Raw genomic sequence first — 24,825 nt, 5'->3', positions numbered from 1 at the left:
CTTTTTTATTTTATTGTTTTTTGATTTGCTTAATTATAAACAACGTATGTTATTAGCGTTTGTCTTTAATATCGCGGCCCAGGTAGTGGGTTACGCAGCGAAATCCGATATATGATTTCGCGGTGTCCTGGTACTCGTAAGTACGGGTTGAGTTTTGAAGAAAATAGCCTATATCCTTCCATGATCCGCCGCGTACCACTTTACGTTTCAGTACTTCGGGGTCGGTTGCTTTAGCTTCGTAGTTAAAAGTTGGGGCCAGGTCATGCACAAAAGTAGATGCCGATTCATCGAATGCAGATAGTGTCCATTCGGCAACGTTACCTGCCATGTTATACAAGCCGTAATCGTTAGGGAAATAAGATCGAACGTTTACGGTGTAAGGGCCGCCGTCATCAGTATAGTTACCGCGGCCTGGTTTAAAGTTGGCCATTAAGCAACCTTTGGCATTTTTGATGTACGGACCACCCCATGGGTAATCGGTACCTATCCTGCCGCCACGTGCAGCGTACTCAAACTCGGCCTCAGTAGGCAGATTATAAGGTGCGCGGTGTGGTAAATGGCGTTTATCTTTATAAGCATCGTTATAGCGGGTGCGCCATACGGTGTAAGCGCGGGCCTGCCTCCAGGTTACACCTACCACAGGGTAGTTGCGGAAAGCCGGGTGTGAAAAATAACTTTCAACCATCGGCTCGTTGGCAGCATACGAAAAATCGCTCAGCCATACCAGGGTATCAGGATAAACAGGAACGGTATCGCGGAAAATGAAATCAGAACGATGTTTGGTTTTATCGTTGTGATAGCTTGCGGCATCGCGCAGTGTATATAAGGCGTAATTGTATTTTAAAACGCGAACATCAACTTCGTCGCGGTCAAATACGCGGTCGTCGCCCTGATAGTACATGCCCTGCAACTTTTGCGAGTTGCTGGCCTGGCCTTTTTTGGCGCTCCAGATTGGGTTTTTCTTTACAAAATCCCAGTTGATATATTTTTTATTGTTACCGGAATTGCCGGCACCGCCTTTAGGCTGAATAAAGTATTTATTATCGTTGATATACTTTGAAATGGCAATCGAATCGCGAACCCAGTTCACAAACATTTTGTATTGGCTGTTGGTGGTTTCGGTCTGATCCATGAAGAATGGCTGGATAGTAACCTGTTTGGTTTGTGCTATCTGAGCGAAGGTTACATCCTGATCGGTTTGCCCCATCAGGAAACTGCCACCCGGAATATAAACCATGCCATAAGGAACTTCGGCCCTGAATGAACGTGCCGGAACGCCTACAACCTCGCCCCTGTCACCACCGCCGCGACCGCAGCCACTTAAAACACCACCGGCTAAAACAACTATTAGAAAGTAAATCTGCTTCATTTTTTAATTCAAAAAATCAATTATATCACTATAACACAATGCGACGCCCGAATATATCACATTTTGCGCAATGTAAGCGATAAAAAACGATAATCTGGTGATATCAGTAGATAAATATACCGTATAACCATAACATACGGCAAAAAATGCCGCACATTTAACATTATGCTAACTAATTGCTAATATGCCAATTAGTTAGCTGTTATACGGTATAATACGTTAAAAAGTTGCAGTTGTTTGAATAAAATTATAATTATTTATTCACCAGCTTTACGTACTGCTCAATTGCCATTGTCATGGATGGCGCAACGGGAGTTGGAGCGGGGATATCTAAAATTAAACCGGCTTCAAGCACAGCCTTATGAGTAGTGGCACCAAAGGCGGCAATACGGGTATTATTCTGCTTAAAATCGGGAAAGTTTTTGTACAGCGACTGGATGCTTGATGGGCTGAAAAACGCAATCACATCATAAAATACATCAGCCAGATCAGAAAGATCACTGCAAACGGTGCGGAAAAGCACAGCCGGCGTAAAGTTATAACCGTTCTCCAGCAAAAAGCGCTGAGTTTCTTCGGCCGCAACGTCTGAACATGGGTAAAGAAATTTCTCCGAAGAATGCTTTTTCAATACCTCAGCCAGATCGGCAGCGGTTTGCTTGCCGAAAAATATCTTACGCTTGCGGTACTGAATATATTTTTGAAGATACAGGGCAATAGTTTCTGACAGGCAAAAATATTTCATCTCAACCGGAACCTCAAAGCGCATTTCTTCGCAGATGCGGAAAAAATGATCGGCCGAGTTGCGGCTGGTAAAAATAACGGCGCTAAAATCGGCCAGGTTTATTTTTTCCTTCCTGAAATCCTTTGCAGGTACACCCTCAACATGAATAAATGATCTGAAATCAATTTTCAGGTTAAGCTTTTTTGCCAGCTCGGCATAAGGATTTTTGTCGTTTTCGGGTTTAGGCAAAGTAACCAGTATGCTTTTAACCTTTTTCTTTCTATCTTCCAATTCAGTGCTTTTAATAACCTAAATTTTAATATTCAATGCCTTTATTAAAATCAAAACAGGGCAAATTTCGAGGGCACAAAGATACGTAAATAAATAAAATTTATGAAATCGAAACGTAGAAATTATATTTACGCTGCTCCTGATATACTGCCAGATAAAGATTATGATGATGAGAACAAGGGTAATTGTAAGTAAAAACGGAATATACTGCGCCCCAAGCAAGCTAAAGCAAATTACTACAGGCAAAAAAACAAATGCAATATTAAAATAGGTAAGGTGCAAAATATTCAGGTACTCGCTTACCAGTTTGTCGATATCGAAAATAAATCCCAAAAATTTCAGTATTAAAAATTTAAGGAAAAACAATGCGCCAACTATTATGGTAAGCCATATAAAAAGCCTGCTGCCGGCCACCCTGTAATAAACACCTTTGTATGCTGCAAGCTGGTATAAAAACATGCTGAAGGTGGCGCAGAAAAGCAAAAACAAGCCCAGAAATGCCCAGGTACTCACCGGCCCCTCCTCTTTACCTGCAATTGAAAGCACCCGCTTGCTGTAAAAAGAAGTATACACAGTGCTGATATCCTTACTTAAAACCAGATTCAGAACAGCGGTGTACAACAGGATGCCTATAATGGTAACAATTGCCCAGGGATCGCGCGCGCCGCGTGCATGACCTTCCATTACCCGGTTTTTTGATTGCGAGTGCAGATCGAGGAAGCCGTAGCCGTGGTAAAGTTCGTTTTTAAATACGCTGTCGGCATATTGGGCCCGCATAGCTGCATCGGGCGGCCTTAAATAGCGCATGGTAAACGAATCGGTTACAAACTTTTCGCGGTTTTGCATAGCGTTTGCCACCGAATCTAAAACCGAATTGCCGGGCCTGAAAGCACGAGCCCTTGCCGTAACCTGCGTATCACGCGCTGCCGAATCCTGTTGCGCGTACGCTACAGAATAACTCATTACAAAAAGCAGGCAACACCAAACTATTAAACGCATTATGAAAGCTTAAACCGGGGGCTTAGTAAATTTGCTGCAAAAATAGGGTAATTATCTGAACCCGAATTTTATGAAGTAAATAATTTTTATCGATTAAAATTCTCTCCGGGCTTCCTTATCTGATAACTCCGGTTGCCGCCCAAAACACAAGGTATCCGTCATGCTCTTTGCTTACAACTATATTTTTCAGAATTCGTTTTTCATCGGGGTGGATATTCATCGCATCAATATTGTGATGATCGGCTTCGGCCATTTTATTTTGGGGGTTCCATTTGGCCAGGTTGTGGACAACGTAGCTCAAATCAGGATCGTTTTCAGGGATATCATTATAATAATCCGGCAGGCGAAAATCCTTGGTTTCACTGCCATTAGTATAGTTTAGGGTGATATGCAAACGTGAAGGCCCTTCCGAACTGGTAAGGCTCAGATAGAAATCCGAATATTTTTCACGAGGGACGTTAAACTTAAAACTATCAACACCGGCTATATTGTGGGCCTGGTTTCCGGCGTCGCCATTTTTGTAATGCAACAGTATTTCAGGATGATGCGAATTGGAGGGAATCAGGGGATTATCAGGCAAGGCGTTGGTATTTTTATCGCCGTTGAGCGATGCGGCAGTTGCCGTAAGATAGCCATCTCCCTTTCCTGCTCCGTCAATACCTATAGTCCAGTTTTGCAGTTTGCCATCGGTAGCGGTTGTTACAGGGCGGGCGTTTAACAGTTTATTGATGTTAACCTGGATGTTTTTTTTATTTTGCTGAGCGGAAGCGCCTAACACAAAGAAGGCATAAGTTATTAACGTAACAGCACATCGGTTCATAGTTGGTTTAATTGATTAAGCCAATATAGGCAGAATGATAGTTTGTTAACAACTGCTTACGTCCGGCGATAATCAGAACTTCAATACTTCCTGCACAAAACCTATAATTGCATTACATTTGCCGCATGGCAGGCATTTACATCCATATCCCTTTTTGCAGGCAGGCTTGCCATTATTGCGATTTCCATTTCAGCACATCGTTAAAATATAAAGACGAAATGCTGCAGGCCTTGCTGCGCGAAATCAAACTGCAAAAAAGCTACCTCAACGGCGAAACCATCGAAACCATTTACTTTGGCGGCGGCACACCATCAGTTTTAGAGGGAGATGAGATCAGCCGGATTATCAATACCATTACAGAATTGCACACGGTATCCTCCGGAGCCGAAATAACGTTGGAAGCCAATCCTGATGATTTGAAAGCTGATAAACTCAAGGCCTTGCGCGGTACACCGGTTAACCGCTTCAGCATCGGCATCCAATCGTTTTTTGATGAGGATTTATTCTGGATGAACCGCGTACATCGCAATCACGAAGCCGAAGCATCGGTTAAACGGGCGCAGGATGCCGGTTTTGAAAACATCACTGTCGATTTGATTTATGGTTACCCGATGCTAAGCGATACCAAATGGAAGCAAAACCTCGACAAAGTTTTTGAGCTGGATGTACCCCATATCTCCACATATTCCATGACGGTTGAGCCGCAAACCGCGCTGGCCTCATTCATCAGCAAAAAAAAGCAGCCCCCCATGAATGATCAGCAAAGTGCTGAACAGTTTATGGTATTAATGGACGCCATGCAGGCGCATGGATTTGAGCATTACGAGATCTCCAACTTTTGCAAACCGGGCCATTACTCGCGCCATAATTCCAATTACTGGAAAGGTGTTAAATATCTCGGCATCGGTCCGTCGGCACACTCGTACAATGGTAATACCCGCACCTGGAACATAGCCAATAATGCAAAATATATACAGGGGCTCGAAAAAAAAACCATCCCGGCCGAAACTGAAGAGCTAACCGAAGAAAACCGCCTGAACGAATACGTCATGACTTCGCTTCGCACTATCTGGGGCCTTGATCTTGACAAACTAAACCAAATAGCCAAAGGTGCAGCAGATCAGTTATCAAAAGAAGCCGCCGAATTTTTTGAGCGTGAATGGATCACCCAAAAAGAAAATATTATTTACCTTACCTCTACCGGTAAACTTTATGCCGACCATATAGCGGCCGAACTGTTTTTTTAAACCTTTGCTGTTTTTGGCGGTCAGTACTTTGTTACAAAGCAAAATGGTTTTGAAAACTGTTTACCTTTATCAATCGTATTGTTAAATATAACCTGCAATTATGAAAAAACTGCTCATCATCGCTTTATCATTTACAGCAATTATAACTGCCCCTAAAGTTTATGCTCAAAAAACCGTAGGCGGTGCAGCCATGCTGCCCACTAAAAATATTGTGCAAAATGCTTCGGCATCAAAAGATCATACCACACTGGTTAACGCCATTAAGGCGGCGGGGTTAGCGCCCACGCTATCGGCAGCAGGCCCTTATACGGTTTTTGCCCCCACCAATGAGGCTTTTGCCCTGCTCCCGGCGGGCACTGTTGATAATTTAATGAAACCGGCCAGCAAAGCCGGCCTCATTAAATTACTCACCTACCATGTAGTGCCCGGCAAATTTACCTCGGCCGATTTACTGGCAAAAGTAAAGGAAGGCAAAGGCAAACTGGAACTGAACACCCTGAGCGGCGGCACCATAACCGTGATGTCGCAGGGAGCAAAACTTTATCTTGTTGATGAAAAAGGGGGTAAAGCATTTATTACCATAGCCGATGTGCCCCAAAGCAACGGCGTTATACAGGTTGTTAGCTCTGTGCTGAAAACGAATTAAATCAGTTTGCAGTTTGCGGTGGGCAGTTTGCAGCAGAGAATTACTACTAACCGCCTGCTGCAAACTGATAACTGCAAACTGAACCAAAAACTGTCAGCTAAATTTCAAAATCCCGCAAAATCGTTTACATTTTTTTTACAAAGAATTAATTTTGACTGTTAATTAATTTGTGAAAATGAGTATAACGCTTACACCGATTGATAGTGTAGACCATATAAGCAGGGAGGATTTTGTTAACAATTACTTAAATCCGCGCAAACCGCTTATAATCCGCAAAGCGACTGAGAGCTGGCCTGCGCTGCAAAAATGGACTTTTGAATATCTTAAAGAAACCGTAGGCGACCAAACCGTACCGCTATATAACAGTGCAAAAGCCGATCCATCCAAAGCCATCAACGCATCGGCCAGCGAAATGAGATTTGGCGATTATATAGATCTTATTCAAAAACAACCTACCGATTTAAGGATTTTCCTGTTCGACCCGATAAAACACGCCCCCAAACTATTGGAAGATTACCGTTCACCATCCGACCTGATGGGCGGTTTCCTGGATAAATACCCCAATATGTTTTTTGGAGGAGCAGGATCAGTAACCTTTTTACATTACGATATCGACCTGGCACATATTTTCCATACCCATTTTAATGGCCGAAAACATGTAATGCTGTTTGACCAGAAATGGACCGAACGCCTGTACTGCATACCTTTTGCTACGTACGCACTGGAAGATTATGATATTGAAAATCCCGATTTCGGCAAATTTCCGGCGCTTAACGGTATTGAAGGCCAGGAAGCTATTTTAGAGCACGGCGATACCCTGTTTATGCCAACCGGGTACTGGCACTGGATGAAATATCTCACCGGGTCGTTCTCTATCTCGCTGCGGGCCTGGGATAAATCATGGGCTATAAAAGCTAAAAGCCTTTATAACTTAACCATACAGCGCAAGTTTGATAATTTGATGAAAGCCCGCTTTAAAAAGGATTATATGGACTGGAAGGAAAATCTGGCCATTAAACGGGCCAACAATGCGCTTGCTGCAGGCAAACCATAATATTGAGATATATTTATACTACTTTGGGGTTTATTTCGTTATTTTGAATGCTTTTAAATAAGTAAGAAACAATATTGTAACTTTATTTTAAAATTGGCATAACCCCCTAAAGTAATAAAACTATACTATGTGCTTCATTCTTAACCCGATCGATACGGTTGAAAATATTTCTCCCGAAGACTTTAAGAAGAATTATTTAGACCCTCGTCGCCCACTGGTTATCAAAGGGCTTACCAAAAGCTGGCCCGCCCGCGAAAAATGGACGCCCGAGTACTTGAAACAGGTGGTGGGCAATAAAGTAGTGCCGCTGTACGATAACTCTAAAGCCGATCCCTCAAAACCAATCAATTCACGGGCATCCGAAATGCCTTTTGATGAGTATATCGATCTGATCCGTACCCAACCTACCGAGCTGAGAATCTTCTTTTTTAACATATTTAAACAGGCCCCGCAACTTTTAGATGATATTGTGTTACCTAAAGATTTGATGGGCGGCTTTTTAGAAAGCATGCCGGCCATGTTTTTCGGCGGATCGAACTCGGTTACCTTTTTACATTACGATATTGATCTTCCGCATATTTTCCATACCCATTTTGGTGGCCGCAAACATGTTATCCTGTTTGAAAACAAATGGAAACGCCGGTTATACTGTATCCCCAACGCCACCTATGCTTTGGAGGATTATGATGTACTAAACCCGGATGTTAAAAAATTCCCGGCGCTTGATGGTGTTGAAGGCATAGAGGTTTTCCTGGAACATGGCGATACCCTGTTTATGCCAACCGGCTACTGGCATTGGATGAAATATGTTGATGGCTCATACTCATTAAGCCTGCGCGCCTGGGATGCCAGTATAAGCCGAAAAGCTGCCAGCGTGTACAACCTTGCTGTTAAAGGCGGAGTTGACAGTGCCCTGAAAATGGTATTCAAAAGTAAATACGCTAAATTCCGTGAAAACCTGGCCATTAAATGGGCAAACCGCGAACTGGCTGCCGGGAAGCCTTTCTAAATAGAAAATCTTAATAAAATAAAAACAGCGATTGGATTACCCAATCGCTGTTTTTGTTTATCCCACCCCAAGGTCGTGTCTCCACGATCTACTTTCACGGCCGACCTTTCGTTCAATAACGATTATTGGACCTGATGCGCGTGGAGACACGCACATCGGTGAGTATAGAATTTATTATGCCTGCACTTTATAATACTCTTTCACGGCCTGCGGCAAAAGGTGCGCATATAAAGCCGGTTCTTCCCTGATCCGCTCGGCTGCTACGGGTACTACTTTACAGGGTTCTTCATAAATAACGCTTTCGCAATCTAAAAAGCGGCCCATGTATGCCCCATACGATTCGGATGCAAATATTACATCAATATGTGGCAATTGCTTTTTAAGGTAGCTGGCCCACAACCTCGACATGTTTTCTATCGATACCGCGGCGTCTGATGCCATAGCCTCATCATAACTTAATAACACCGGTTTAACACGACTGTCATCCGCATAAGTTTGCTTAAGCCATTCAAGCCGTACTTCGCCGGGTATGGGCTCATCATCACTCGCGCCTACAACTATTATCAACTCATCACAATGCTCAAGGGCATAACCAATCAAGGCCTGATGCCCTATGTGCAGCGGCAAAAACTTCCCGATTACCAAACCTCGTTTCATGCCGCAAAATTAAACAAATTTGGAATTTCCCTGCTAATCTCTTGCCTCCAATCACTAATCCTTTCAGGAAGTATGATCACAAACTATCTTCCACTCACCTTTAATCTTTCTGAACCATAAAGTAAAATAACCTCCGGGTGTATCTTTTTCGCGGGTAAGCCTCCATCCACCTAAAACAAAGGCATTGGTGCTATCAAGCACCTTTACCTGTATAATATTAAACGCCAGCTGCCCCATGGCTGCCTTATCGGGGTATGATTTTTTGTAATGATCAAGCGTGGTTTGCCAGCCGTAGGTTGGCGCTTCTTTACCCAAAAACAACAGCGAATCTGATTTCCAGTATCCCTGCATAAAGCTGTCAATATCGCCACGGTTCCAGGCCAGTTGCTGGGTGTGGAGTACTTTGAGTATGGCAACCCTGTCCTGCCCAAAGCAGCATACGGATATTATTAACAGGGAAAAGCTTAAGAATATTTTTTTCATGTGCATCTAATTTGTCTGAATATGAATTGTCTGAACCCGAATTTTAAGGAATTATCCGAATTAACAGAATAAAAATAAAAAAATCCAGAACGAGCAGACAAAATCCTGGTCATCCTTAAATCCCCCCAAATCCCGGTTCAGACAAAAATCAGCGAAATCAACGTAATCATCCTAATCCACGGTCAAAATCGGTGAAATCAAAAAAATCAATAAAATCAATAAAAATGACCCAAAAAAGAAAAAATCAGCGAAATCAACGTAATCATTCCCAATCAACGGTTATATTTGAATTCATCGTCATAAAAAACAAACATCAGTTATATATGAAAAATACAGTATTAAGCTTTGGCGAAGTTTTGTGGGATGCCTTTGGCGATGGTAAAAAGGCCGGTGGCGCCCCCATGAACGTGGCAAGGCACCTGGTACAACAAGGTGTGGATGTAAGCTTCGCCAGCTCGGTAGGGATGGATAGTTCGGGTGACGGGCTTATCGCTTTTTTAAAAACCAGCGGCCTGTTTTCCGATCTGATTCAGCAGGATGATGAATTTCCAACCTGCGAGGTTACCGTTCAGCTTGACGAAAATAATACTGCCACTTATATCATCCCCCAGCCGGTATCGTGGGATAATATCGAGCCTACTGCTGCGCTCACCAAGGCAGCACAAGCGGCTACAGCCATTGTGTTTGGCAGCCTTGCCTGTCGTGATGTTACCACGCGCGAAACATTGTTAAACCTTCTCGATGAAACGTCGGCATTAAAAGTATTTGATGTAAACCTTCGCCCGCCTCACTACACGCTATCAACCATCGAAACACTGGTGGCCCGCGCCGATGTGGTGAAAATGAACGAAGAAGAAGCCGACCTGCTGATAGGCGGAGGCAGTGCGCCGCTTCGCGATAAGATCAACGAGTTTCGCTCCAAATATCACGTAAAAACAATCTGTGTAACCCGCGGCGAACATGGCGCACTGGTATGGCACGATCATGAATTTTTTGACAGTCCCGGCTGCCCTGTAAAAGTGGCCGATACCGTTGGCGCAGGTGATGCATTCCTGGCCACCTTTGTTTCGGGCCTGCTTTCGGGCCGCCCTATGCAACAGGTGGTTGATAAGGCCTGCTCGGTGGGCTCGTACGTAGCCAGCCAACGCGGGGCCAACCCTGTTTACCCACCGGAGTTGCTGAATAGTTTGGCATATATTTAATTTCGGATTTGGGAATTGGGATTTCGGATTTTAGATTAGGAAATGTTTGATTTCAGATTTGTCTATAAACAAAACAAATCCGAAATCCCAATTCCAAAATCCGAAATTCAATTGTCATGCTTACCTAACAATTTACTTTATCACCTGCACAGCGAAACTTTTCCTGAAAATTATCCGTTCCTTTATGTACAGAAAGGACAAAATATGCGCGGTTTTGGATTTTCCAAATTTAAGCCCAACCAAATCCCTAAAGGCGGATTTGACGAATTATTGAAATTATTCCTCGAGTTGCTCAACTATACTTCGGGCGATGCAGGCGAAGCTTTAGCCTGGCTTAACGAACTTGATAAGCAATACAACCTCACCAATGATGACTATGGCATGGGCGATTTTATCGACGAGCTGAAACAAAAAGGTTATCTGAATGAGGACAATCAGAGCGGCGAGTTTAAAATAACAGCTAAAACTGAGCAAAGCATCAGGCAATCGGCACTCGAAGAGATTTTTGGCAAACTGAAAAAATCGGGCAAAGGCAATCACCGTTCCCCGCAATCGGGCCAGGGCGATGAAAAAAATGCCGAACGCCGCGAGTTTGAATTTGGCGACAGCCTGGATCAGATCGACATGACCCAATCTATCCACAATGCCCAGGTTAACCATGGCATAGGCGATTTTATGATGACCGAGCGCGACCTGGAAGTGGAGGAAATGGACTACAAAACCCTCACCTCTACCGTGTTGATGATCGATATCTCGCACTCCATGATTCTTTATGGTGAAGACCGCATAACCCCGGCTAAAAAAGTGGCTATGGCTTTGGCCGAACTGATCCGCACCAAATATCCTAAGGATACCTTGGATATTGTTGTTTTTGGTAACGATGCGTGGCCCATTAGCTTACAGGACCTGCCTTATTTACAGGTTGGTCCATACCATACCAATACCTACGCGGGGTTAGAACTTGCTACCGATCTGCTCCGCAGAAGAAAAACTCATAACAAGCAAATTTTTATGATAACCGATGGTAAGCCCACCTGTTTAAAAGAAGGCACCCGGTACTATAAAAACAGCATCGGCCTCGACAGGAAAGTAGTGAATAAAACCCTGAACATGGCGGCCCAGTGTAAACGGTTAAAAATACCTATCACCACATTTATGATAGCTAAAGACCCGTACTTGCAACAGTTTGTGCGTAAATTTACCGAAACCAACGGCGGCAAAGCGTTTTATAGCTCGCTAACCGGTTTAGGCGAATACATTTTTGAAGATTACATCAAAAACAGGAGAAAGACTGTGAGGTAGAGGTTAGTGGTTGGAGATTAGAGGTTAGGATTGCTAATCAGTGAAACCATAGTAATCATCAAAATCACAAACAAAAATCGGTGTAATCATAAAGTAATCGGTGTAATCCCAAAAAATAAAAATCGGTGAAACGAATCCTCACCGCTGAAATCATAACATATAGAATGAGCAAACTATTAGATATAAAAACTCTCGGCCAGTTGAAGCAAACAAGCTACAAAAGCCGCTCGGTTAAAGATGAATTACGTGCTAACCTGATTGAGCAGCTGAAGAAACGCGAAGGCGGCTTTGAAGGCATTATCGGTTTTGAAGATACCGTTATCCCCGATTTGCAGACTGCTATTTTGTCACGCCACAATATATTACTGTTAGGCTTGCGCGGCCAGGCAAAAACCCGCATTGCCCGCTTGCTGGTAAACCTGCTTGATGAGTATATCCCTTATATTGAAGGATCGGAACTGTTTGATGATCCTTATAACCCTATATCGTGGTACGGGCATAGCATTATCACCGAAAAAGGTGATGATACCCCTATCGGCTGGATTCACCGTTCGGAACGCTACACTGAGAAACTGGCTACGCCGGATGTTACCGTTGCCGATTTAATTGGCGATGTTGACCCAATTAAAGCAGCTACTTTAAAGCTCACTTACTCGGATGAGCGGGTGATTCACTTCGGCCTGATCCCGCGCGCGCACCGCGGCATTTTTGTAATTAACGAACTTCCGGATTTACAGGCCCGCATCCAGGTATCCCTGTTTAACATCCTGCAGGAAAAAGATATCCAGATCCGCGGTTTTAAACTGCGCCTGCCTTTGGATATCCAGTTTGTGTTTACTGCCAACCCTGAAGATTATACCAACCGTGGTTCGATTGTTACGCCGCTTAAAGACCGTATCGAAAGCCAGATCTTAACGCATTATCCACGTTCGGTAGAGATTTCGCGTAAGATCACCCAGCAGGAAGCTTCTTTAACCGACGAGCAACGCATAGCCATCGAAGCCGATGGCCTGGTGAAAAACCTGGTTGAGCAAATCGCTTTCGAGGCCCGCAATTCAGAATATATTGATAAAAAATCGGGCGTATCTGCGCGTTTAACTATTTCGGCTTATGAAAACCTCATCAGCAATGCCGAGCGCCGGATGATCATCAACCACGAAAAAACAACGTTCGTACGTATTACCGACTTTTTGGGCGTAATACCTGCAATAACCGGTAAAATTGAGCTGGTATACGAAGGCGAGCTGGAAGGCCCCGGCAAAGTGGCTAATATCCTGATAGGTAAAGCCATCAAAAGCCTGTTGCTTTCATTCTTCCCCGATCCCGAAAAGGCAAAAAAATCAAAAGCACCTAACCCGTACGCCACTATCATAAACTGGTTTGGCGATGGCAACAATTTAGCTTTGGTGGATGACATGCCGATGCTGGAATACAAAAAGGCATTGGAAGAAGTTGCAGGTTTGAAAGACCTGGTTAAAAAAGTGCACCCGCGCTTAAGCGAAAGCCAGCAATTGCTGCTGATGGAGTTTGTGCTGCACGGCCTTTCAGAATTTTCGCAGCTTAACAAAGGATTTTTGGATAATGGCTTCGCGTTTTCGGATATGTTTAACAGTTTGTTTAACTTGCAGCCCGATGACGACGACCTTGATATCGACGACGACAGATACTAAATGCCCGCGCTGATATGATACTGAAAGCGCTGAGTCTTTTATTATGGATTATAATTGAGTTGCTGGTTGACCGCTATGTACTGCAGGGCATTCACGGCGCTTTCCCAAAATGGCGATTGTTTAAATTAAAAGCATTCGCCATTTTTTATTGGGGATGCTCGGCAGCGGTTGTTGCCGCTTTGCTAACCGGCGCTTATGCCAGCTTTGCAGGTACAGGGGTGCGGGCCGGCTGTTTACTGGCCACTTTTTTATTATTGATTTGCAAAGCTGTATTTATAGTATTTGTTTTTGCCGATGATATCAGGCGGAAAATAGTATCCAACAAGAAAAAAAACAGCCAGATAACTACAGCTACATCTCTCCAAAACACTGCAACTACTACAGAAACAACTGCTATTGCCACCGAAACAACTGCCACTGAAAAAATCCCCCGCTCAGAATTTCTGTTAAAAGCAGGCTTACTTGCCGCTGCCGTTCCGCTGGCTGCTATAAAAAAGGCCATGCCTAAAGGCTCGTATGATTATCACGTACTTTATCAAACCATGTACCTGCCCAACCTGCCCAAGGCATTTGATGGCTTGCGGGTAGGCCAAATCTCAGATATTCATTCGGGTAGTTTTTACAACAAAACGGCTGTACTTGGCGGTGTTGAAATGCTGCTGAAAGAAAAAACCGACGTAATATTTTTTACAGGCGACCTGGTGAATGGTGAAGCCACCGAAATGACCGATTACCAGGATATTTTCAGTAAAGTAAAAGCCCCCCTTGGTGTATTTTCTACCTTGGGCAATCATGATTATGGTGACTATGGCGACTGGAGCAATATTGTAGATAAAAAGAGAAACCACCGGGATCTGATAGCCACCCACAAAAACATGGGCTGGGATTTGCTGTTGAATGAAAACCGCCGCCTCAAAGTTGATGGTGAAGAAATAGGCATTTTAGGCATCGAAAACTGGAGCGAATACAGCCGCTTCCCTAAATATGGCCGCATGGACCTGGCCACCAAAAACACCGACGATTTGCCTGTAAAACTCCTGCTTTCGCACGACCCTTCGCACTGGCGGGCCGAGGTATTGCCTAAATATCCGCAAATTGATGCTATGTTTGCAGGGCACACCCACGGTATGCAATTTGGCGTACGTACCGAACATTTTCAGTTAAGCCCTATTACCTATGTTTACAACGAATGGGCAGGTCACTACCAGGAAAACATGCAACAATTATATGTAAATGTAGGCTTTGGCTTTGTGGGCCTTACCGGCAGGGTTGGAATATTGCCGGAGATTACGATATTTACATTAAAAGCCGGTCCTGATCCGTCGCTACCTGTTTCTTAACCATCAGGGCCATAGGCTGTACGCATTACCGATGAAGAAATTATTACAACCAGTATTAGATTTCCTGCTCTTCAGTAATATTTTCATGGCTCTTTGTGCCGTTGCACAGGCTTTGCTTACCTTTCATTTAATAGGATCGAAACCGGTATTCCCGGTTTTGGGTTTGCTGTTTACCTCAACGCTGGGCATTTACAATTTTTGTATCCTGATAACGCGGCCCGCAAAACCCGAAACATCACCCTATAAACGCGTACGCTGGTTTTTTGCGCACTCGCGGCTTATGGTAACTTTTACCATCGTGTCGATGTTGTCGCTTATCCCGCTGTTTTTCATCATCACTACCGAGTCAAAAATCCTGCTGATATTTTTGGGCGTGCTTTCGTTTGGGTACGGCTGGCCTTTGTTTACAGTTGGCGAACAAAAGTTTGGTTTGCGCAATATCCCCGGGTTAAAGCCATTTTTAATCACCCTGGTGTGGACAATGAGCTGCGTGCTGTTCCCCGTGCTCGAATCTATGCATAAGCATCTTACTGATGTTACCATGCGCGATACCACCATCCTCATCGCCAAACGGTTTTTATTCATCGGCGCGCTCACGGTTCCATTTGATATCCGCGATCTTTTTGACGACCGTAAGGTTGGCCTGAAAACAATCCCAGTGGTTTGGGGCGAGAAAAAAGCCTACCTTTTTTGCCAGGTGCTACTGGCCGGTTATGTGATTTTGCTGTTCCTGTTCAGGAAAAACGGTTTCAGTCTGGATTTTTTTGCGCTTACCCTCACCATGGTCCTTACCGGTTGGCTCATCTTTAAATCGGCCTGGAAAAAGGATGAGTATTATTATTTCTTTTACCTTGATGGGGTGTTGATTTTACAGTATGTAATTATAGTGGCCTTCAATGCTGTAAAATATTTTATCCACTAAACCCTCATGGCCGCCAACTATGATAACTCGGCATGGTTTTACGATAGGCTTTCGCGGTTAATATATGGCCGGGCGTTAGTAAATGCCCAGGTATACCTGCTTAATTTTGTTCCCCCTCAAAGTAAAATACTCATAGCTGGTGGCGGTACCGGCTGGATACTGGAAGAGCTTACCAAAATACATCCATCTGGCTTACATATCACTTATGTCGAGATTTCGGCCAATATGCTCAGCCTCTCTCAAAAAAGAAAAACAGGTAGCAACGAAGTTATTTTCATTAATGATGCCATTGAAAATGTAAAGTTATCCGCCGGTTTTGATGTGGTGATCACCCCTTTTTTGTTTGATAACTTTTTGGATGAAACGGTGGATAAGGTTTTTAATCACCTGCATGGTTTACTTAAACCCGACGGCTTATGGCTCAATGCCGATTTTCAGTTAACCGGCCGCTGGTGGCAAAATGTAATGCTTAAAAGTATGTTTGTTTTTTTCAGGTTGCTTTGCAGAATAGAAGCCAGCAGGTTACCGACTATTGAAGGGCGTTTTGATAGCGCCGGGTATGAGCTGTTTGAAGAGAAAGTTTTTTTCGGGGAGTTTATTGTGGCGCGGGTGTACAGAAAAATAATTCTATAAAAGCTGTCATTGCTGTAAAGGCACGAAGCAATCGCGAACTATGCAGGGCGGATTTGCATGTCGGGGATTCCTCCGTGCGTCGGCGTGACGGTAATAGCATATTTCAAGTTACTGCTAACTGCGCACTCAAAACTGCCAACTGAAACTACTGGTTATAAACAAACTTATACCCAATCCCCCTAACAGTTTGCAAATACTGCGGTGAATCGGCATTGGTTTCAATTTTTTTGCGCAGGCGTACTATGTGCATATCCAGCGTGCGGGTGTTTACATCAGCATTGTAGCCCCATACTTCCATCATAAGCTCTTCGCGGTTTATTACCTTGTTTTTGTTTTTGAGGAAGTACAGCAGGATCCTGTTTTCGAGGATGGTAAGTTCAATTTTGCGGCCATCACGGATAAGCAGGTGCGTATTGGGCAGGTGCTCCATATTGGCAAATTTGTATGACTCGGGCTTTTCGCTGTTTAACGAAAATTTGATCTTGTTTTCAATCAGGGCCACCAATACATCCATATTGTAGGGTTTGGTGATATAATCAGACACGCCGAAGTTGTAGGCCTCTATCTTGTCAACATCCTGTGCTTTGGCAGTCATCATAATGATGAGCTTATCAAAACCCTTTTCGCGGATATTGCCGCACACTTCCGAGCCTGGTTTGCCGGGCAGCATCCAATCTAACAATACAATATCAGGCTGTTCGTCCAAAATTATAGTTTCGGCGTCGTTGCCGTTATCGGCTTCCAGTACCTTGTAACCTTCCGATTGTAAGCGTTCGGCAACCAGGAAACGCAGGTTTTCATCATCTTCAACCAGCGCAATTTTAATTTCTTTGTTCATATCTTAATTTTCGTATGGAAGCGTAACTATAAATTCCGAGCCTTCATTAACCCTACTGTAAACGGTAATTTCTCCGTTCATAAAATTAACCAGTTCTTTACAAAATGCCAAACCCAGGCCAACGCTCCCGTTTTGGTTATATTGGTTCTCTATCCTGTAAAACTTTTTAAAAACATTCCCCAGCTCATTTTTGGGGATCCCTATCCCCTTATCGGCAAATGAAAATACAATATTGCGTTTTTCATGTGAAATATTGATGAACAGTTCCTTTTGCCTCGGATGCGAATATTTGTACGCATTTTCTATCAGGTTTTGAAACACGCTCCCTAATAATACCGGATCGGTGTAAAAAGTTTGCACGCCTGTTATTTTATAAACCAGTTTAAAATCAGGGTATTTAATTTTAAAGGTATCAATATATCTGCCTACAAAACTTTCAAGCTCAATAGCTTCCTTTTTTAAGGTGATAGATTTGTTTTCGAGCTGGGTGAACGAGAGCAGCTTGTTCATCAGTTCGTTCAGTTTATCAGCCTCTTCATCTAAAATTTTGCCATAGTGGCGGCGCTGGCGCTCGGTAAGCTCACCATCACCTTTTAGGTTGGAGCCTGCAATTTTTATTACGCTTACCGGGGTTTTAAACTCATGAGTGAAATTGTTTATAAAATCGTATTGAAGCTTAAACAGTTTAATGTTCACATTCAGGTTACGGTAAATAAGCCAGCCTATCAGCATCAAAATACCCGTCATGAGCAAAACTACGGCACCAATGGGCATAAAGCGGCGGTTAATTTCGGTAGTTAAATACCCTTGCGCCGAACTGAAGAATAATTTATAATCAGAAAAGGCACCGGGGAATGCCACCTCGGTAATCAGTTTATCGCCTTCACTATCTATCGGATCATACACAACGGGCGCAATGGTTACATTTTCATAAAGTTCGGGATGGGTGTTTTTTACCTTCATCAAATACGGATCAAGATAAAAAGTCATCATGTTTTGCTTGTATGATGCCCCCCTGCTGTTACCCAGCAATTGCAGATCACGGTAAATCCGCACATCCTCCCTACGCAAAATATTGGTATAACTTATCTTATCGGGTTTTACATCCCAAAAGGCTTTAAACAATTCATCCTGGCTGGATACCCGCGAAGTATCCGAAAAGGCAACGTAATTACTCAGCTTAACGGCCATCTCCCTAAAATCATCTTCATTTGCCGGGTTGTGCTGCTTAACGCCTTTTACTACCCCTTTAATATGCCAATATTGATAAACCGCCCTGGCGGCTATGCTCAGGTTGTTTTTGCGCACCGTCATGGCCGTTTTGCCACCAATAAGGGCATCGTAAAAAATAATACGGCGTACAAAGCCATAATCGTTAAAAACCGTTGTAGCATATTTGCCCGCCGAAGCCGAATCCAGGAAACCCTGGTATGAAGTTATTTCGGGAATTTTGTTCTGAAAAAAATCGTTGTAAGGTTTGATGGTTTGTTCCAGCACTTCAATTTTTTTCGAGGCAAACTCGTTTTCAACATATTTGGCCGTTAAGTTATAAGATATAAACAAGGCCACCACAAAAGTTATGGAGATGAACACCAGGAAAATGATGATCAACAAACGATTTTGCCGGTAAGCGTTTTTCTGTACTGCCATAACCGCGGCTTACGGTTTAACCCGCATATTCTTATCCAAAAATTTCTCAATCTCAGTATACATTTCCATGCGGTTATGTTCGCTCCTGAACCAGGCCCGCTCGTTGGGTTTTAAAAAGTACTTAACATCAACATTGCGTTTGCGCAGTTCGCGCACAAACTGGTTAAGCTCGCTGATATTTGCCCGCTGATCTTTTGCACCCTGGAAAATAATCAGAGGTACTTTAATCTTGTCGGTATGGAAAACCGGCGAAATAGCCCTCAACTGGTCGGCATCAGTTTCGGGATTGCCCACCATTTCGTAGGTCATTTTTAGATAGGGCTTAACAAAAGGCGGAGCATCTTTAATGTAAGTAAAAAAGTTAATGAGGCCATACTGCACCACCGCGCAATTGTACAGTTCAGGGTGGAACGACACGCCGTACAAGGCCGAGAACCCGCCGAAACGGCCGCCAAAAATAGCTATCTTTTTAGGATTGGCTATTTTGGTATCAATAAGCCAATGCACCCCATCGGTAATATCGTCCTGAATTTTGCCACCTACCTGTTTGTACCCTGCGCTGCGGAAAGCCTTGCCATAGCCTGTTGATCCGCGGTAATTAACCTGGAAAACGGCGTAACCACGGTTGGCCAAAAACTGAACCTGCTCGTCATACCCCCAAGAATCGCGGTTCCATGGCCCATCATGAGGCAGTACAACTACCGGAAAATTATCTTTTTTATCGCCGCGGGGCAAAGTTAAATAACCGTTAATCAGCAAACCATCGCGGGCTTTGTAGGATATCGGTTTCATTTCACATAACTCAGCCGGCACCAGGCTCGGATTCGCATCGGCAAGCTTGCTGAGCTTACCTGAACTTTTTTCATAAAGGTAATACGAACCCGGATTGCGGTCGGTATAAGTATTTACTATAAACTTATTTTCGGAACTGTCGCGGTCAACCACCCTAATCTGGTTGCCTTTTAACTGCTGCTGAATTGTATTGTAAACCTGCTCAATATCCGGTGCCAGGAAATGTTTATGTGGCATGGCCTCATCCCAGGCCGCAAACTCAACACGGCGCTTATTCCTCGAATAATCAACCCAGGCAATATCGGCCTTGTTACAACTAAAAATAGTTTGTTGTTCTTTGCCATCTTCGGCATTAATTTCTACGAGGGCTGTTTTGTCTCTATTAACATTTGATAGTGCGTAGAAATAGTTTTTTACCCCGGTAAAAGCTATTGGCCGTACGCTGTTTTTAAAATTATTTTCAATGATGGGCTTAAACGGCGCATTTTCATCCGGGCGGAATAAAATGGTTTCATTCACCCCGTCGGATGCCCGCTCCAGCCTGATGCGTCCATCGGCGTCGGCAAACCAGTCGGTAATATTGCCGGGGTTAAGCAGGTAGGTTTTCATTTCGCCGGTTTTGATGTTCAGGCGGTAAACATCAAAATTGGCCGGATCGCGTTCGTTTGTTTTTATGGTGATGATATCCGGCTGCAGCCTGTTGCGGTTTACCAGCCCGATGCGCACGTTGCCGAGCGAAAGAATGGTGCGGATACTGTTTGATGCAACATCAAGCGCATACATTTTCACCGAATCGGTAGCGATAAGATCCTGCGAAAAAACGAGTTGGTTGGCGTAAGTCCAGAAATAATCGCCTCTTACCGAGTAGTCTGCAAAAGATGTAGCCATATGCTCCTTACCATCTGTAAGCGATTGTATAAAGATGTTTTGCTTATCTTTATAAGGCTTAAGGTAGGATACATACTTACCATCGGGCGAGATCTTGTAAGAGCTTCGCTCGGGAGTTTTGAAAAAATCGATAATAGGGATGCGCCTTACCTTATTTCCGTTGCAGGAAAAGAAAGTGATGATTACGCTTACAAAAAGAAAAAACCTGGTCCGGCTCAGCATGTTATAAGTACCCTATTTTATTAGTGGCGTCAAATTAGATAAATAAGTTCGATGTTATCAAGATGTCACTACAATTTTACCCTGATATTCCGTTATATAAATAATACCATAAACTACGTAAATGGATACCTTTAATTGATTATTTTTGGACAGATGAGGGTTTTATATGCAGTTATTATTTTAGTTTTTTGCTTTAGTGCCAACCTGTTGGCTCAGGATAACGAGCTGTTGTTGGCCAGGCAGTACAGCGCCAACGGCGAACCGCAAAAAGCACTCGAGATCCTCCAGAAGCTCTACAAGCAAAACAACGAAACGTATTACGGCAACTATGTAAACGCCCTGCTTAATCTTAAAAAATTTGATGAGGCCGAAAGCATCACCAAAAAGCTCCAGCGCCGCCATCCCGAAGATCATCAGTATGCCATAATGCTGGGCAATATTTACACCCAGCAGGGCAACAGCGCCAAGGCCGATGCCATTTATGATGATCTGCTTAAAACGCTCCCGGCCGATCAGGGCGAAATTTCGGCCCTGGCATCGCAGTTTTATCAGAACGCCAATATGGATTATGCCATCAGGATTTTTCAGCAGGGCCGCAAATTGCTTAAAAACGATAATGCCTTTACTTACGAACTGATTAACCTGTACCGTTTTAAACGCGATAAGGTGGCATTAACCGAAGAGTACCTTAACTTTTTGCCGCAAAACCCCAGCTTTATCAACCAGGCTCAAAACGCTTTTTCAAATGTATACGAGGGAAGTACCGATTATGATATGCTGAAATTTGCGCTTTTAAAGCGTATTCAAAAAGATCCGCAGCAGACCATTTATGCCGATTTGCTTACCTGGCAATACCTGCAGCAAAAGGAGTTTGGCCTGGCACTTAACCAGGCTTTAGCCCTCAGCCGCCGTCAAAATGATGATGGCAACAGCATTTATGATTTGTGCCGCACCCTTATCCAAAACGAGGCTTATGATGAAGCTATCCGCGGTTATGAATATATTATTGAAAAGGGTAAAGCTTCGCCTTTGTACATTACCGCTAAAATTGAGCTGATTAACACCAAAAATCTTAAAATAACATCGGGCAAATACCAACAGGCCGATTTGCTTGGCCTCGAAAAAGATTATACCGATTTGCTTACCGAGTTTGGCCGCAACGCCAGTACCGCGTTTGCCATGCAAAAACTGGCCAATTTACAGGCCTTTAAACTGCACAAAACCATCGATGCGCAAAAGCTGCTTGAAGAGGCCGTTAAACTTGCCGGCGTACGCCCTGCCCTGCTTGCCGATTGCAAACTTGACCTGGGCGATATTTACCTGCTTAACAACCAGCCCTGGGAAGCCACCCTACTTTACAGCCAGGTTGAAAAAGATTTTCCTGCCACGGCCATCGGGCAGGATGCCATATTCCGTAACGCTAAACTGGCTTACTACACCGGCGATTTTACGTGGGCCAAAGGCCAGCTGGATGTATTAAAAGTGGCAACATCGCAACTGATAGCTAACGATGCGTTAAACCTGTTGTTGCTGATCCAGGATAATCTTGCAGCCGACAGCAGCGGTGCTGCGCTGAAAATGTATGCCCGGGCCGATTTGCAGATCTTTGCACAAAATCCGGATAAAGCGGTAATGACGCTGGACAGTATTGATAAAAAATTCCCGAACAATAACCTGGATGATGATATCCTGATGTCGAAATCGCGGATCCTCATCCAGAAAAAGGATTATGCAGGCACCGTTCCATTATTGAAAAAAATAGCCGAAGAGCATCCCAACGGTCTCTGGGCAGATGATGCCGTTTTTATGCTGGGCGATATTTACGAAAACCGACTGGAAGATAAAGCCACCGCCAAAAACTATTATCAAAAAATCATAACTGATTACCCCGGCAGCCTTTGGATTAATGAGGCCCGGAAGCGGTTTAGGCTATTGAGGGGGGATAAACCGGTTTAGTCATTGTTTCATTGTGTCATTAAGTCATTGCTCAGCACCTGGGGTATCTACGCTACTCAAAAAAATGACTCAATGACCTAATGACTCAATGACTCAATGACTGATGGAAAATGATTATTTTTGAAGATGATTGTATACAACGATACCATAATAATTGACGAAAGCATTCACGATGAATGGCTTAACTATATCAAAACCGTGCATATACCGGCCATTATGGCTACGGGGCTCTTCAATTCATATAAAATGCTTACGGTGATTGATTCGCCTAACGAGGGCGTTACTTACTGTATCCAATACAATGCAGATACTATCGATCATTTTCACCAGTTTTACATGAATCATCTGCACAAGTTTCAGGCTACCCACCAGGAAAAATTCGCCGAAAAGTTTGTGATGTTTAACACTTTGATGGAAGAGGTGGAGTAGGCGGGATTTGCCTGTCACCCTGAGTAGGGTTTATTTGCGCACAAATAATAGCATTGCAGATGACAAGCGAATGCTGAACTTTGCAAAAGCAACTTATGGCAGAGTAGCAGTTTAGCTCTTGGTGTTATTTACCCGCCCCTGAGATTTGCTTTAGGAAATAGCGTAAGCATTTTGGTGATACTGTTACCTGCAGTATTCCCGTATGGCAGCGTGCCTTTTATTTATCGCTTTCCTGAGCCATAAGTTGCTTGATTTTAAAATCTAAAGTAAAGTTATGGCAAAAGAAACGACTTTTGAAACAGTCCACCAAAATGTTGCAGGTATTGATATCGGTGCTGAGCAGATTTTTGTATCCCCTGATGGGAAAGAGGTGGTCAGCTTTGAAACCTTCACATCAAGTTATTATGCTTGTGCAGTGTATCTGAAAGAGAGAGGCGTAAAAAAGGTAGCAATGGAAGCCACAGGTGTTTACTGGATCGCTTTATACTTTCTGTTAGAAGAACTTGGCATATTGGTTTGCCTGGTCAACCCTAAAGAAACCAAACAGGTGAAAGGCAGAAAAACTGATGTAAGGGATTGCCAGTGGATCCAGAAGCTGTTTTCTGCCGGCATCCTCAGACATAGCTTTATCCCCCAGGGCAAGTTCATGGAACTTCGTCATTTGGTGCGGGAACGCCTGGATATCATCAGTATGGGCAGTACCTATGTTAACAAGATGCAGAAATGCCTGGAGTTGATGAACATCAAACTTCCGGAGGTACTTAGCCAGATCCATGGTACCAGCGGCATTAATATGATCAAAGCTATATTATCCGGGAACCGGGACAGCAACTATTTACTTAGCCTTTGTGATGAACGCATTCAAAAATATAAAGGTGAAAAAGTATTAAAAGCATTGGAAGGCCGGTATAATGATACCTATTTATTCATGCTTGAGCAGAACATGCAGCTTTGGGATATACACCAAAACCAAATAAAAAAGATAGACGGGGAGATTAGCCGCCTGTTGGACGAACTAAGTGTAGATAAAGAAGAGGTAGTTACAGGAAAAGCCAAAGCAGTACGGCATCATGCCCCAAAAATACCGGGGCTTCACGCCACTATGGCGCGCTTATACGGTGTTGACCTTACCAGCATTCCCGGGATAAATGATTATACGGCATTGCGGCTGATTGGGGAAACTGGTGTGGATATGAGCCGTTTTCCTACAGTTAAAAGCTTTGTAAACTGGTTAACCTTATCCCCTAAAAGTCATCGGAGCGGAAAAATGAAAAAGAATGTCAGGGGTATGCCTTGCAATGTTGCCGGGCAGATCTTTAAACAATGTGCCCAGTCATTATTGAATAGTAAGAATAATGCTATCGGTAGTTTCATGAGAAAGCTCCGTGGCCGTAAAGATTCGCGGATTGCTATAAAAGCCGGTGCCAGAAAGTTGGCCATTGCTTACTATAATACATTAACCAAAGGAACCGCATATGTTGAGGAAGGAACTAAACGCTACGAAGATCAATTGCAGAGAAGAGAAATGGCATTGTTGAAAAAAATGGCTAAAAAATACAATATGCAACTTTCTGAAAACCAAATAGCTGCATAATGTGTCAATGGCAGCCTGTCGAAGGGTCGCGCGTAAAGGCCCTCCCCACCATGCTTCGACAGGCTCAGCATGACACCCATTTTCAAAAATG

Annotated in this window: 22 protein-coding genes; 13 read left to right on the top strand and 9 right to left on the bottom strand. The window is 43.6% G+C overall.

Going from position 1 to position 24,825, the window contains the following annotated elements:
• Positions 1-52: 52 nt before the first annotated feature.
• The 4 genes from porK to HYN43_RS27510 form a co-directional block, all read right to left on the bottom strand.
• The gene (gene porK, locus HYN43_RS27525; protein ID WP_119407059.1) at positions 53-1,369 is read right to left on the bottom strand and encodes a T9SS ring complex lipoprotein PorK/GldK; all 1,317 of its coding nucleotides are present in this window, start codon (positions 1,367-1,369) and stop codon (positions 53-55) included.
• Positions 1,370-1,622: 253 nt separating this feature from the next.
• On the bottom strand, positions 1,623-2,381 hold the full coding sequence (locus HYN43_RS27520) for a uroporphyrinogen-III synthase (RefSeq protein ID WP_119407058.1): 759 nt from the start codon (positions 2,379-2,381) through the stop codon (positions 1,623-1,625).
• 18 nt (positions 2,382-2,399) lie between these two features.
• Positions 2,400-3,380 carry a DUF4271 domain-containing protein gene (locus HYN43_RS27515; RefSeq protein ID WP_119407057.1) on the bottom strand — a complete coding sequence of 327 codons (981 nt, stop codon included), beginning with the start codon at positions 3,378-3,380 and terminating at the stop codon, positions 2,400-2,402.
• Between the two features lie 115 nt (positions 3,381-3,495).
• The gene (locus HYN43_RS27510) at positions 3,496-4,200 is read right to left on the bottom strand and encodes an L-type lectin family protein (protein ID WP_119407056.1); all 705 of its coding nucleotides are present in this window, start codon (positions 4,198-4,200) and stop codon (positions 3,496-3,498) included.
• A gap of 125 nt (positions 4,201-4,325) precedes the next feature.
• Here HYN43_RS27510 and hemW point away from each other — a divergent pair, with 125 nt between their 5' ends.
• The 4 genes from hemW (at position 4,326) to HYN43_RS27490 (ending at position 8,156) form a co-directional block, all read left to right on the top strand.
• Positions 4,326-5,447, top strand: a complete 1,122-nt coding sequence (hemW, locus tag HYN43_RS27505) for a radical SAM family heme chaperone HemW (protein ID WP_119407055.1) — start codon at positions 4,326-4,328, stop codon at positions 5,445-5,447.
• A 100-nt stretch (positions 5,448-5,547) separates the two neighbouring features.
• Complete coding sequence (locus HYN43_RS27500) at positions 5,548-6,093, top strand: fasciclin domain-containing protein (protein WP_119407054.1); 546 nt, start codon at positions 5,548-5,550, stop codon at positions 6,091-6,093.
• 175 nt (positions 6,094-6,268) lie between these two features.
• Positions 6,269-7,147: a cupin-like domain-containing protein gene (locus tag HYN43_RS27495; RefSeq protein ID WP_119407053.1), complete on the top strand. Its 879-nt coding sequence runs from the start codon at positions 6,269-6,271 to the stop codon at positions 7,145-7,147.
• Positions 7,148-7,274: 127 nt separating this feature from the next.
• Complete coding sequence (locus HYN43_RS27490) at positions 7,275-8,156, top strand: cupin-like domain-containing protein (protein WP_119407052.1); 882 nt, start codon at positions 7,275-7,277, stop codon at positions 8,154-8,156.
• Positions 8,157-8,330: 174 nt separating this feature from the next.
• Here the strand turns inward: HYN43_RS27490 and HYN43_RS27485 are convergent, their stop codons facing one another.
• The gene (locus HYN43_RS27485) at positions 8,331-8,813 is read right to left on the bottom strand and encodes an adenylyltransferase/cytidyltransferase family protein (RefSeq protein WP_119407051.1); all 483 of its coding nucleotides are present in this window, start codon (positions 8,811-8,813) and stop codon (positions 8,331-8,333) included.
• A 63-nt stretch (positions 8,814-8,876) separates the two neighbouring features.
• Positions 8,877-9,296 carry a YybH family protein gene (locus tag HYN43_RS27480; protein ID WP_119407050.1) on the bottom strand — a complete coding sequence of 140 codons (420 nt, stop codon included), beginning with the start codon at positions 9,294-9,296 and terminating at the stop codon, positions 8,877-8,879.
• Positions 9,297-9,619: 323 nt separating this feature from the next.
• On the opposite strand from HYN43_RS27480, the gene HYN43_RS27475 reads away from it, so the two are divergent.
• From HYN43_RS27475 to HYN43_RS27450, 6 genes are all read left to right on the top strand, one after another.
• The gene (locus HYN43_RS27475) at positions 9,620-10,498 is read left to right on the top strand and encodes a carbohydrate kinase family protein (RefSeq protein WP_162996656.1); all 879 of its coding nucleotides are present in this window, start codon (positions 9,620-9,622) and stop codon (positions 10,496-10,498) included.
• Between the two features lie 204 nt (positions 10,499-10,702).
• A complete protein-coding gene (locus HYN43_RS27470; protein WP_119409155.1) occupies positions 10,703-11,800 on the top strand; it encodes a vWA domain-containing protein in 1,098 nt (365 codons plus the stop codon).
• A 164-nt stretch (positions 11,801-11,964) separates the two neighbouring features.
• A complete protein-coding gene (locus HYN43_RS27465) occupies positions 11,965-13,470 on the top strand; it encodes a sigma 54-interacting transcriptional regulator (protein WP_119407048.1) in 1,506 nt (501 codons plus the stop codon).
• Between the two features lie 14 nt (positions 13,471-13,484).
• Positions 13,485-14,810 (top strand): metallophosphoesterase, encoded by a 1,326-nt coding sequence (locus HYN43_RS27460; RefSeq protein ID WP_119407047.1) that lies wholly within the window; start codon positions 13,485-13,487, stop codon positions 14,808-14,810.
• 31 nt (positions 14,811-14,841) lie between these two features.
• Positions 14,842-15,732 carry a UbiA family prenyltransferase gene (locus HYN43_RS27455; RefSeq protein WP_245447045.1) on the top strand — a complete coding sequence of 297 codons (891 nt, stop codon included), beginning with the start codon at positions 14,842-14,844 and terminating at the stop codon, positions 15,730-15,732.
• A gap of 6 nt (positions 15,733-15,738) precedes the next feature.
• Positions 15,739-16,365: a class I SAM-dependent methyltransferase gene (locus HYN43_RS27450; protein ID WP_119407046.1), complete on the top strand. Its 627-nt coding sequence runs from the start codon at positions 15,739-15,741 to the stop codon at positions 16,363-16,365.
• Between the two features lie 145 nt (positions 16,366-16,510).
• Here HYN43_RS27450 and HYN43_RS27445 read toward each other — a convergent pair whose 3' ends face one another.
• From HYN43_RS27445 to HYN43_RS27435, 3 genes are read right to left on the bottom strand one after another with little or no spacing between them, the layout of a single operon-like run.
• The gene (locus HYN43_RS27445) at positions 16,511-17,203 is read right to left on the bottom strand and encodes a response regulator transcription factor (RefSeq protein WP_119407045.1); all 693 of its coding nucleotides are present in this window, start codon (positions 17,201-17,203) and stop codon (positions 16,511-16,513) included.
• 3 nt (positions 17,204-17,206) lie between these two features.
• Complete coding sequence (locus tag HYN43_RS27440; protein ID WP_119407044.1) at positions 17,207-18,853, bottom strand: sensor histidine kinase; 1,647 nt, start codon at positions 18,851-18,853, stop codon at positions 17,207-17,209.
• Between the two features lie 9 nt (positions 18,854-18,862).
• Positions 18,863-20,755, bottom strand: coding sequence for an alpha/beta hydrolase family protein (locus HYN43_RS27435; RefSeq protein ID WP_119407043.1), 1,893 nt, complete (start codon positions 20,753-20,755; stop codon positions 18,863-18,865).
• A 153-nt stretch (positions 20,756-20,908) separates the two neighbouring features.
• On the opposite strand from HYN43_RS27435, the gene HYN43_RS27430 reads away from it, so the two are divergent.
• The 3 genes from HYN43_RS27430 to HYN43_RS27420 all read left to right on the top strand — a co-directional run bounded on the left by HYN43_RS27430 (position 20,909) and on the right by HYN43_RS27420 (position 24,734).
• On the top strand, positions 20,909-22,711 hold the full coding sequence (locus HYN43_RS27430; RefSeq protein WP_119407042.1) for a tetratricopeptide repeat protein: 1,803 nt from the start codon (positions 20,909-20,911) through the stop codon (positions 22,709-22,711).
• A gap of 126 nt (positions 22,712-22,837) precedes the next feature.
• Entirely contained in the window at positions 22,838-23,140 is a 303-nt protein-coding gene (locus HYN43_RS27425) for a DUF4286 family protein (protein WP_119407041.1), read from the top strand.
• Between the two features lie 274 nt (positions 23,141-23,414).
• Positions 23,415-24,734 (top strand): IS110 family RNA-guided transposase, encoded by a 1,320-nt coding sequence (locus HYN43_RS27420; protein WP_119406063.1) that lies wholly within the window; start codon positions 23,415-23,417, stop codon positions 24,732-24,734.
• Positions 24,735-24,825 lie beyond the last annotated feature (91 nt).

It is taken from the genome of Mucilaginibacter celer, from assembly GCF_003576455.2.
Taxonomy (GTDB): domain Bacteria; phylum Bacteroidota; class Bacteroidia; order Sphingobacteriales; family Sphingobacteriaceae; genus Mucilaginibacter; species Mucilaginibacter celer.
Note: the sequence above shows the minus strand (reverse complement) of the source record. Positions and strands in the feature narration are given on the sequence as shown.